General features: G+C 59.3%; 12 protein-coding genes. 4 read left to right on the plus strand and 8 right to left on the minus strand.

From position 1 onward, the window contains the following. The first annotated feature begins 7 nt into the window (after positions 1–7). Together A3714_RS00505 and A3714_RS00510 are read left to right on the plus strand one after the other, a co-directional pair. The gene (locus A3714_RS00505) at positions 8–1474 is read left to right on the plus strand and encodes a cobyric acid synthase (protein ID WP_082844796.1); all 1467 of its coding nucleotides are present in this window, start codon (positions 8–10) and stop codon (positions 1472–1474) included. 14 nt (positions 1475–1488) lie between these two features. Continuing rightward, positions 1489–2145, plus strand: coding sequence for a class I SAM-dependent methyltransferase (locus A3714_RS00510; RefSeq protein WP_082844795.1), 657 nt, complete (start codon positions 1489–1491; stop codon positions 2143–2145). 61 nt (positions 2146–2206) lie between these two features. On the opposite strand, the gene A3714_RS00515 is transcribed toward A3714_RS00510, so the two are convergent. Further along, positions 2207–3214 carry a putative solute-binding protein gene (locus tag A3714_RS00515; RefSeq protein WP_063509774.1) on the minus strand — a complete coding sequence of 336 codons (1008 nt, stop codon included), beginning with the start codon at positions 3212–3214 and terminating at the stop codon, positions 2207–2209. Positions 3215–3478: 264 nt separating this feature from the next. After that, complete coding sequence (locus A3714_RS00520; protein ID WP_062815988.1) at positions 3479–3967, minus strand: peptidylprolyl isomerase; 489 nt, start codon at positions 3965–3967, stop codon at positions 3479–3481. Between the two features lie 272 nt (positions 3968–4239). On the opposite strand from A3714_RS00520, the gene moaA reads away from it, so the two are divergent. Both moaA and can read left to right on the plus strand, forming a co-directional pair. After that, positions 4240–5253, plus strand: coding sequence for a GTP 3',8-cyclase MoaA (moaA, locus tag A3714_RS00525; RefSeq protein ID WP_063509773.1), 1014 nt, complete (start codon positions 4240–4242; stop codon positions 5251–5253). Positions 5254–5302: 49 nt separating this feature from the next. Further along, positions 5303–5950, plus strand: a complete 648-nt coding sequence (gene can / locus A3714_RS00530) for a carbonate dehydratase (RefSeq protein WP_062815591.1) — start codon at positions 5303–5305, stop codon at positions 5948–5950. Between the two features lie 111 nt (positions 5951–6061). On the opposite strand, the gene A3714_RS00535 is transcribed toward can, so the two are convergent. The 6 genes from A3714_RS00535 to A3714_RS00560 all read right to left on the minus strand — a co-directional run bounded on the left by A3714_RS00535 (position 6062) and on the right by A3714_RS00560 (position 11015). Further along, a complete protein-coding gene (locus tag A3714_RS00535; protein ID WP_231866160.1) occupies positions 6062–6799 on the minus strand; it encodes a copper resistance protein B in 738 nt (245 codons plus the stop codon). Then, positions 6796–8640: a copper resistance system multicopper oxidase gene (locus A3714_RS00540; RefSeq protein WP_063509772.1), complete on the minus strand. Its 1845-nt coding sequence runs from the start codon at positions 8638–8640 to the stop codon at positions 6796–6798. The genes A3714_RS00535 and A3714_RS00540 overlap by 4 nt, the downstream gene beginning before the upstream one ends. 36 nt (positions 8641–8676) lie before the next feature. Beyond that, complete coding sequence (locus tag A3714_RS00545) at positions 8677–9036, minus strand: hypothetical protein (RefSeq protein WP_063509771.1); 360 nt, start codon at positions 9034–9036, stop codon at positions 8677–8679. A gap of 221 nt (positions 9037–9257) precedes the next feature. Then, positions 9258–9881 (minus strand): LysE family translocator, encoded by a 624-nt coding sequence (locus tag A3714_RS00550; protein WP_062815594.1) that lies wholly within the window; start codon positions 9879–9881, stop codon positions 9258–9260. A gap of 262 nt (positions 9882–10143) precedes the next feature. Further along, positions 10144–10653, minus strand: coding sequence for a DUF411 domain-containing protein (locus A3714_RS00555; protein WP_063509770.1), 510 nt, complete (start codon positions 10651–10653; stop codon positions 10144–10146). Further along, entirely contained in the window at positions 10650–11015 is a 366-nt protein-coding gene (locus A3714_RS00560) for a cupredoxin domain-containing protein (RefSeq protein ID WP_063527137.1), read from the minus strand. The genes A3714_RS00555 and A3714_RS00560 overlap by 4 nt, the downstream gene beginning before the upstream one ends. Positions 11016–11017 lie beyond the last annotated feature (2 nt).

Here is an 11017-nt window from a genome sequence, read left to right on the forward strand (position 1 = left end):
AACACTGATGGTTCAGGGGTGCACTTCCGACGCCGGGAAAAGTACGGTTGTTGCGGCGTTGTGTCGATGGTTTGCTCAGCGGGGGTATTCGGTGGCGCCGTTCAAGCCGCAGAATATGGCGTTGAACAGTGCAGTGACCGTGGACGGTGGGGAGATTGGACGGTCGACAGCACTACAGGCCCTGGCCTGCGGGATTGAACCGCACAGTGACATGAATCCGGTGTTGCTCAAGCCGCAGACCGATATGGGGGCCCAGGTGATACTCCGTGGCCAGGTGCTGGGCAACATGCAGGCACTGGATTATCACGCCTATAAGAACACCGTCCGTGAGGCAGTGCTGGCGGCCTGGCAGGATCTCTCTTCCCGTTATGATGTGATTATCGCCGAAGGCGCAGGCAGTCCGGCGGAAATCAACCTGCGTGACAACGATATTGCCAATATGGGCTTTGCCGAAATGGTGGATTGCCCGGTGATTCTGGTGGCGGATATTGATCGCGGTGGGGTCTTTGCCCATCTCACCGGCACGCTGGACCTTCTTTCCCAAACAGAACAGCAACGCACCCTGGGGTTTGTCATCAACCGTTTTCGTGGTGACTTGTCGTTATTACAGGGCGGGCTGGACTGGCTGGAAGATCGCACCGGCAAACCGGTGTTCGGGGTGCTGCCCTACCTGCATGGCCTGACGCTGGATGCTGAGGACGCGGTGGCCGATCCCGGTGACCATGAGCACGATGCCCTCAAGGTGGTGGTACCGGTGTTGCCGCGCATGAGCAATCACAATGATTTTGATCCTCTGCGCCTGCACCCTCATGTGGACCTGCGTTTTGTGAAAATGGGTGAGGTCTGGCCGGCGGCGGATCTGGTCATCCTCCCTGGTAGTAAGGCAACCCGCGCTGACCTGGCATTCCTGCGCGAGCAGGCTTGGGACAAACAGATCGAAAAACACCTGCGTTATGGTGGCAAGGTGCTGGGTATTTGCGGGGGGTTCCAGATGCTGGGTGCGCGGATTGAGGATCCTGACGGGCTGGAAAGCGATGCGGGCAGCAGCCCGGGGCTTGGCTGGCTGGCCATGACCACCCGTCTGATTTCCGGCAAGCAGTTGCGCACTGTGCAGGGCGTTTTCTTGCCAGCGGGAGCCGCCATCCACGGTTACGAAATTCACAATGGCATCAGCGAAGGGCCGGCTTTATTAAGGCCCATGTTGCAGCTGGGTGACCGGGATGAGGGCGCCATCAGTGACGATGATCAGATTATGGGATGTTATCTGCACGGTCTGTTCGATAATGCCGTAGCCTGCAACGCGCTACTGCAGTGGGCGGGGCTTCGCGGTGACCGGGCAGTGGATTACGATGACCATCGGCAGCAGGACCTGGACCGGCTGGCGGGAATGATTGAGCAGCACCTGGATATGAAGAGACTGCGTTCGGCTCTCCCGACCAGCCATGGGCTAAACCATCCCAGGATTATTTATTAGAAACGGAGATGCACATGCACAAGGATGATGCTCACGCTGGCCAGGCTGTTTACAGCCCTTTTGTTCTCACTCTTTATGATATGGGAGTTCTGGGGTTGTCCTGTCGCTGGTTGTGGCGCTGCCCTGCGTCTATCCTGCTGGCCCATTATCAGCAGAACATCAGCGACAATCATCTGGATGTGGGCGTGGGCAGCGGTTACTTTCTGGATAAAGTCAATTTCCCCGCCTTGAATCCGCGCGTGGCGCTGATGGACCTGAACCCCAACAGCCTGGACTTCTGCTCCCGGCGCATAGAGCGCTATCAACCGCAAAACCTGCAGCGTAATGTGCTGGAGCCCATCGACTATCAGGGTGACAAATTCGATTCACTCGGCATGAACCTGCTGTTGCACTGTCTACCCGGAACCATGCTCGAGAAAGCCTGTGCGTTCGATCACCTGTTGCCATTGCTGAATCCCGGTGCCCGGATGTTTGGTGCCACGATCCTGCAAGGCGATGTGCCGCGCAACCTTGCCGCCCGAGGTGCTATGAAGGTGTATAACCGCAAGGGCATCTTTTCCAATCAGAATGATTCGCTGGCCAGTTTGAAGCAGGCACTGGAAAGCCGGCTGGATCAAGTGGACGTTCAGGTGAAAGGGTGCATGGCACTGTTTTCAGGGAGCAGGCCTTGAGGCTTTTGATGTGGTGTTTAGCAGGATGAAAAAGGGCCGGGAAATTCCCGGCCCCGAAAGATTATTCCATGGGGTTAACGCATTCCGCCCGTGACGGTTCCAGCTTGCAACGGACCTTTCTCAGCAGACCCATCATGGACTTGTCGTAGACTCCGTCCTGGGTCAGGGCCACACGCGCTTCGCGCATCATCTCGTCGTAACGCAGCTTGTCGTTATCCGGGATACGGATCCACCACTTGTCATCCACTTCGTTGCTGGCGTTATCAATGACACGCATGGCACGGTCAAACTGGCCATACATGAATTCCCGGGACTGCTGGGCATAGTCCGCGGGGAAGCGGTCTTTCTTGAGAATGATCTGGGCGCTGAGCTGACCCAGTACATAGTCGAGGATGCCGCCATCCGGCGCCATGCCCTTGTACAGTTCCAGGGCAGAAAAGCCCATGATGGGAGCGAAGCAGATATCCACGGAACCATTGTTGAAGCGGGTAGAGAAGTTGGTGATGTCGGACATGACCGGTGACATGCCAACACGGGAGGCCATGTTTGCCTGGGCGCTGTCGTACTCAAGCACGGCGATGGATTTCCCGGACAACTCTTCTACGGTATCCAGTTCCTGATCCTTCAGGAAAAGAAATGCCGCGCCCATGGGAACCACGCCACCAACTTCGTAGGGGCCGGATACCAGTTGTTTGTTGATGGACGGGGTGTCACTGGCAATAACAGAAATCACGGTTCTCATGGCTTCATAGCTGGGGATGGCGCCAATGGAGTCCATGCTGCCGGTGAAGCTGTTGAATTGACGGCCACGAATACCGGTGAGGACGGCGGCGTCGCATTGGCCGGCTTTCAGATCTTCTGCGGCGATCTTTTCATCGGTGAAGGGCTTGAGTTCCACATCCACGCCCCAGGCAACGGCGGCGGTTTTGTAATCCTTCATGATGTTATAGATATCACCGTTAGCGCCAATGATGTCGAAAACACAGAATTTTCGTTTTTCCAGTGCGTGAGCAGACAGGGAAATACTCGAAAGCAAAGCGGAAAGAATTAATATCGTTATGTAGCGCATGAAGCTCTCCCGTAAAAACAGAAAAATCAAAGAGCATCGATCCTATTTGGCCGCTGAGGATACATTCAATATGGCTTTACAAAAGTCTGCATAATCGACAACAAGAAAGTGGAGCAAGCCGGGGAGCGCTGTCATTTTGATAAGAAAGGAGGCAGAAAACGGTGCCGAATTCACCCTGCATTCACTGTGGTACAGGTTTGTGGGGGGGTTAAGGGAGTAAATAAAAAAGGCGCCAATGGCGCCTTTTTTCTGGAGGGTCAGACCTTAGTGGTCGTGGCCTTCCGGGCCGTGTACGTGGCCGTGCTCTTTCTCTTCGTCGGAGGCTTCACGCACTTCGGTGACTTCCACGGCGAAGTTCAGGGTTTCGCCTGCCAGCGGGTGGTTGCCATCAACGGTCACTTCATCACCTTCCACAGCGGTGATGGTGAAGATGCGCGGACCGGCTTCGGTCTGGGCCTGGAACTGCATGCCCGGCTGCAGGTTCTCTTCGTTGCCTTCGAAAGCGGTTTTCGGCACTTGCTGGATCAGCTGCTCGTGACGCTCGCCATAGCCTTCTTCCGGGTTAACGGTCACGTCCAGCTTGTCGCCGGCGGCCTTACCCACCAGGGCTTTTTCCAGACCGGGAATGATATTGCCTGCGCCGTGCAGGTAGGCCAGGGGCTCGCCACGCTGGATGGAGGAATCGATGGTCTCGCCGGCGTTGTTGGTGAGGGTGTAGTGGATGGACACTACGGTGTTTTCAGAAATTTGCATGGAAACCCTTTAGGGGTAGATGAATTCGGAATAAGGGGTATGGCGGACATGGCGTTTCATGATCCGGCTGCGCCCCGCATTCAGGTCGGCGAACATTCTAACAAGACCGGCAAGGGCCTGACCAACCGGAGCCAGTACCGGCCGACGGGCGTGGGGTAGCCAACAGGGGCTGGGGAGCCACGAAGGGCTCCCCAGGAGGGCGGAACCGGGAGGTTATTGCCCGAGTAAGCGCCGGTTCCCCGGCTTGGCCCCGCATTTGCTACAGTACCGCCATGGCCGCTGATACTTTCACTGACAATCCGCTACTGCAGGACCGCTTTGGTCGCACTATCGACTATGTGCGGTTGTCGGTGACGGACCGTTGCGATTTTCGCTGTGTGTACTGCATGGCGGAGGATATGACCTTTGTACCCCGGGCCCAGGTGCTGACTCTGGAGGAGATGGGGCGGCTGGGCCGGGTGCTGGTGGCGCTGGGGGTACGGCGGATCCGGTTGACCGGGGGGGAGCCGCTGGTGCGCCGTGATGTGACAAATCTGGTGCGCTATCTTGGTGCGATTCCGGGGCTGGATGAACTGAATATGACCACCAACGGCGCCGGGTTGGGCCGTTTTGCGGGGGATCTGAAGGCTGGCGGTCTGGATCGACTCAATATCAGCCTGGATTCCCTGGACCCGCAACGTTTCCGCGCCCTGACGCGCACCGGCGACCTGGGCAAGGTGCTGGCGGGCATTGAGGCGGCCCGCCGGGCCGGCTTCCGCCGTATCAAGCTGAATAGCGTGATCCTGCGCGGTCGAAACCAGGATGAGGTGCCAGCGCTGGTGGATTTCGCCCTCGATAAAGGGCTGGATATCTCTTTTATTGAGGAAATGCCCCTGGGGGAGATCAGTGAGCATGACCGGGGGCTGGCGTTTGTCTCCTCCGAAGAACTCCGGGATCAGCTCTGCGAGCGCCTGACCCTGGTACCCATGGCGGAAAAGACCGGCGGGCCGTCCCGCTATTGGCAGGTACCGGGCAGTGACAGCCGTATCGGCTTTATCTCTCCCCACTCACAAAATTTTTGCCATTTGTGTAATCGGGTGCGGATTACCGCCGAGGGCCGTATGCTTCTTTGCCTGGGGCACGAACACAGTGTGGACCTGCGCGCGGTACTGCGGGCACACCCCACGGATGATGCCCCCCTGCGTCAGGCAATCATTGATGCCATGGCAATCAAACCGGAACGGCACGACTTTAACCTGGCCCCGGGCGAGCAACTGGTACGGTTTATGAATATGACCGGTGGTTAACGCCCGGGTGACCTGCCCGGCGTCCAGTCCATGAATGTAGCGAGAGACCATGAAATCCCTTCCCGAACTCTTCAGCAACAACGAGCAATGGCGCCACGACATTGAGCAGGAGCACCCGGGCTTCTTCAAGGCGCTGGGCGAACAGCAGAGTCCGCAGTATCTGTGGATTGGCTGTGCGGACTCTCGCGTACCGGCCAACGAGGTGGTGGGGCTGATGCCCGGCGAGCTGTTTGTGCACCGCAACGTGGCCAATCTGGTGAATCACACCGACCTGAACCTGCTGTCGGTGCTGCAATTCGCCGTGGATGTGCTGAAGGTGAAGCACATCATGGTGGTGGGGCACTATGGTTGCGGCGGGGTCAAAGCCTCCATGGAAGATGTGCCCCATGGTCTGATCGACAACTGGCTGCGGCAGGTGCGTGAGCTGTATCTGCGTAACCGCAAACACCTGATCAAGCTGCCCGATGAAAAGGCCCAACTGGACCGCATGTGTGAACTGAACGTGGCCCGTCAGGTGATCAATGTGGCCAACACCACGGTGGTTCAGGAAGCCTGGCGCCGGGATCAGCCTCTGACCATCCATGGCTGGATTTACGGTATCGGCGATGGCCGCCTGCGGGATCTGGATATCCAGATTCAGAACAACCGGGAACTGCGGACGCTGGAAAACGAGGAATACGATAATTCCTCGGCATAGGTGCCCCGTAGGGTGCACTGAGCCTAAGGCGAACTGCACCAACCACCTTCGGCCAACGGTGCAGTTCGCCTTAGGCTCAGTGACACCCTACGCAAGATTTCATTGGGTTCGTCAGAACCAGAAGTAGACCCCGGCCACCAACGATGCCTCCTCCGGATCACCGCCTGCCGCCCGCGTGCTGTCGGCGGTGTCGCCGTACTGCTTTTCCCAGTGCACGCCGATGTAGGGCGCCAGCTCCCGGCGGATTTCGTAGCGTAGTCGCAGGCCGGATTCGATGGCCACCAGACCATCGCCAACCCCCAGGTCGTCATCGTCCTTGCCGTAAAAGCGGGCTTCCACCTCCGGCACCAGCGCCAGACGCTGGGTCAGCATCAGCTCGTATTCCGCTTCCACTCGCAGTTCGCTGAGGCTGTCTTTGCCCAGAAACAGCTGGACATCAACCTCGAACCAGTAGGGTGCCAGGCCCTGGATACCCAGGCTGGCCCAGTCCCGGTTGGGATGGTCGGGTTGCCAGTCGCGGCGCCAGCCCAGTTGCCAGTCCCAGTAGGGGGCGAAGGCGTGACTCCAGGCCAGGCGGGTTTGTGCGCTTTCCGTGCCGGCGTCTTCGTCGCTGTGTTCCGGGTCCATGAGTCGTTCGCCTTCCGTGGACAGGTACAGCTTGTTCAGGTCGCTGCCGTACCAGGCGTTGGCATCCCAGCCCAGCACCGTACCTTCGTCGCTGTCACGCAACTCAAGCTGGTCGACCAGTACTTTGCTGAAGCGGGGCGGGTGTTCGCTCATGGACCAGGCCGGCATGGCGACGGTTATGGCTGTCAGGGCACTGAGCAGAAGGGGCGGTGTTTTCATCATGCGTCCTCCCCGTGAGCGCCATGGTGTGCGTGGCTGCCATCCGCTGGCGCTTCGACCACACGCACTTCCCGGAACATGCCCGCGTCCATGTGGTAAAGCAGGTGGCAGTGATAGGCCCAGCGGCCAAGGGTATCGGCGCGCACCAGGTAGCTGAGTTTTTCGCCGGGTTTCACGGTGACGGTGTGCTTGCGAAGCAGTTTGCCATCGCCTACTTCCAGATCGCTCCACAGGCCATGCAGATGGATGGGGTGGGTCATCATGGTGTCGTTGACCAGGGTAATGCGAACCCGCTCGTTGTGGTAAAGCTCCAGGGGAACGGCATCCGCAAAGGGAATGCCGTTGAAGCTCCACATGTAGCGGCTCATGTTGCCGGTCAGGTGCAACACGATTTCCCGTTCCGGGTGCAGGCTGTCCGGTGGCCCGCCAGCGGTTTCCAGGTCCGCATAGGTGAGCACTTTCCAGTCCCGGTCGCGCAGGCCGATACCCGGGTCGGCAAGCATCTCGCCCGGGGCCATGGCGCGCATGTCCACACCGGGTCCATATTCCGTGGCGGCATGGTCGGTGGCGTTGTTTCTGGGCGGCAGGTCCGGGTTGTTGGGATCGACGGCAAAGGGGACGGCGTTGCCGTGATCGCTGTGCTTCATGCCTGCCATGTTGTGGTTCATCTGCCCATGGTCCATGCCTTCATGACCGTCGCCGTGCTGCATGGCGCCCATGCCCATTTCGGTATGGCCCAGCAACGGTGGAGGATCCATCTCCGGCACTGGCGCTGACATGGCCGGGTTCGGGGTCAGGGTGCCACGGGCAAAGCCACTGCGGTCAATACTCTGGGCAAACAGGGTGTAGGCCTGGTCCGCTTTGGGTTCCACGATCACATCCAGGGTTTCTGCCACACCCAGGCGCACCTCGTGGAAGGGCACCGGTCTGACCGGCTGACCATCCATTTCAATCACCGTCATGTCCAGGCCAGGAATGCGGATGTCGAAGAAGGTCATGGCGCTGGCGTTGATAAAGCGCAGGCGGAGGCGTTCACCCGGATTGAACTGGCAGGTCCAGTTGCCGTTGGGGCTCTGGCCATTCATCAGGTAGGTGTAGGTGTAACCGGTCACGTCGGCCAGGTCACGATCGCTCATGCGCATGGTGTTCCACATGTGGCGATCCTTGAGGGTCTGGATTACGCCCTTGTGGCGGAAATCGCGCAGGGTGTCGAACACGGTGCGCTCATTGAAATTGTAGTAGTGGCTGAGTTTTTTCAGGGTGGCGAAGATGTGCTTCGGGTCCTCGTCACTCCAGTCTGACAGCACGATGACCTGGTCCCGGTCCACGGCATGCGGCTCAGGGTTTTTCGGATCAATGATGATGGAACCGTACAGGCCGGTCTGTTCCTGAAAACCGGAATGGCTGTGATACCAGTAAGTACCGCTCTGCTTGACCGGAAAACGGTAGGTGAAGGTTTCACCGGGTTTGATGCCATCGAATGACAGGCCGGGCACGCCATCCATTTCAAACGGCAGCAGCAGGCCGTGCCAGTGGATGGAGCTGGTTTCCGGCAGCATGTTGGTGACCTTGAGGGTGACAGTGTCACCTTCGTGCCAGCGCAGGGTGGGGCCGGGGACGATGCCGTTGATGGTTGTGGCCGGTCGGGTCTTGCCGGTGATGTTTACGTCGGCGCCGCCCAGGGTCAGGTGGAAGGTGTCACCACTGAGGGTGGGGGTGCCGGTATGACCCTGGCGGGCCAGCAGCTGGCCGGGTGTCAGCCCCAGTCCCAGGCCGGTGGCGCCCAGCGCCAGACCCTGCACGAAACGACGTCGTGGCAGGGAAAACGGATCTGCGGTTTTCATGATGTATCTCCTGATTGTTTGAGTGTGAAAACGAACTCAAACAATCAGGGAGGGTGGCCGTAACGGCAGGTGGTGGATGCCGTCGTGCAGGCTGCTCTCCAGACCGGGGTGCCACGGGCGATCGGGAATTTCCGCCTGGCCGCTGAACAGGGCCATAGTGGTGGCACTGATCTGGCAGACGGTCAGACACTGGCAGGCGTCATCCTGGGGGCAGTGCTGACTGTCGCTATGATCTGGCTGTGCCATCTCTGCATGGTGATGGCAGTGGGTCTGGGGAGTGGTATCCCGATGACCGACAGAAACCTGCGCAGACAAACTGCTCGTCACCACCAGCATCAAGATGGCAAGCAGGCCGGCCAGTAAGGGCCGGTGATTGGGGCGCAGGTATCGGTTCATGAAACCATTATTAACCTCGGGGCTACCCCAAGGTCAAAGGGGGATGGAACGGATGATGGACAGAGTGTGACGAGTGACGAGAAGCGAGGACCGAGTCGCGAAAGCCGAGTTTGGTTTTGCCTTTCGAAACTCGTACCTCGTCACTCGCAGAAGCGGGCAAGGGGGCATTGATGTCGGGAGCCTTTTGACGCTTTTGGAGCGGTGAATCTGGCTTCCTGGCGTCACGCCGCCTGCCAGACCACGCTGGCGGCAATCACTACCAGTAACAGGGCGGTGCCTTTTTCCACCCAGTGATGATGGGCCCGCAGCCAGGGCAGGAAACGGCTGCGGCCAAGCAATACCGCCACCAGCACATACCAGCCGCCATCAATGAACATGGACGTGAGCACCATCTGGATGCGGGCGGCCTGGGCCATGTCTGCCTGCAGGAACTGGCTGAACAGGGCCAGGAAAAACAGTGCCACCTTCGGGTTCAGAAAGGCCACCAGGAAACCGTCCCGGGCGGCCCCGTGCAGGACATTGAACTGGCTGTCGGCATCGGCAGCCGGCAACGGCTGTTTGCCCGCCTGCCAGCTTTTCCAGGCCATCCATAACAGAAACAGGGCGCCGGTGAGACTGAATGCCAGTTCCAGGGACGGGTAGCGGTGGAACAGCACCGCCAACCCGGTGACGGTGGCGGTGGCCCAGATGCCGACTCCCAGGGCATGGGTTGCGCCGGCAAGGGCGCCCGCCCGGGCTCCCCCATGCAGGGTGTGGCGGGTGATCACCGCCAGGCTGATGCCCGGTGCCATGGCACCCAGGGCGCAGACGCTGGCCAGCAGCAGCCAGTCATGGAGAGGAAGCATTCAGGGTCTCGTTACACGCAAAAGGGGAAACTGTAGCGGGTTTCGGTGACAATCTGTAGGTGGTCAGTCCTGGCCGTAGGAGCGTCGCTGGCGGCGCGATCCTTCACACCAGGATCAAAAGCATTTTCCCCACCGAGGGCACAGAGCACACAGAGAAAACTTGTCTTGTTCTCCGTGATATCTGTGCTTTCTGTGGTCAATCCGTCTTTTCAGCAGTTGGGATATCGCGCCGCCAGCGACGCTCCTACGGCCGGGTCTGGCGCTATTCAGTTCCCGGGTAGTGGCTGAACACAGCGGTGCCGCTTTCATCGAACAGCAGTACGTCGTAGGCATCCACGCGGTCGCCCATTTCCATGCCCGGGGAACCCACCGGCATGCCGGGCACGGTGAGTCCCCTGGCGTCCGGGCGCTCGGCCAGTAGCCGGTCCACATCGGCAGCCGGTACATGTCCTTCAATGGCATAGCCGTCGATGAAGGCGGTGTGGCAGGAGCCCTGTCCGGGGAGGATGCCGGCCTTTTCCTTGATGGATTGCAGGTTCTGCTGTTCGTGGACCACCACCTGGTAGCCATTGTCTTTCATGTGATCCACCCAGGCACCACAGCAGCCACAGGTCGGGGATTTGTAGACTTCCAGGACCTTGTCGGTGCTGGCGGTTTTTGTTGCTTCAGCGGCGGCGGGAGCCGCTTCGGTGGCCTGGGGCTCGGGCGGACCGTCATCACCGCAGGCGGTGACCAGAAAAGCTAACAGGAGTGCCGAAAAGACTTTCATCATGTTTCCTCTTTCATGCGTGGGGCAGTTGCGGGGCTGACAATCAATCTGCCCTGATACATCTGCATCTGACAGGTAAAACGGTACTCGCCGGCGGGCGGGTTGTTCAGGGTCACGGTGGTGATGCTACCTGTTTCCAGAAATTCGCTCACGTCGAGCCCGTGGAACACCACCTGCTCGGCGCAGGGGGAAGGATCCCGTCGGTCGAAGTGCAGGGTCAGAGTCTCCCCGGCCCTGGCATGCAGGGTGGCCGGCTTGTAGACGCCATCCGCGACTACAATGGTGGTGTCTTGATCACTGACAGCCTGGCTTTTTCCAGTGGAATTGGACAGCCAGAACCACCAGACGTGGTTCTGGCTGTCCAATT

This window comes from Alcanivorax sp. HI0007 (genome assembly GCF_001635525.1).
Taxonomy (GTDB): Bacteria; Pseudomonadota; Gammaproteobacteria; order Pseudomonadales; family Alcanivoracaceae; genus Alcanivorax.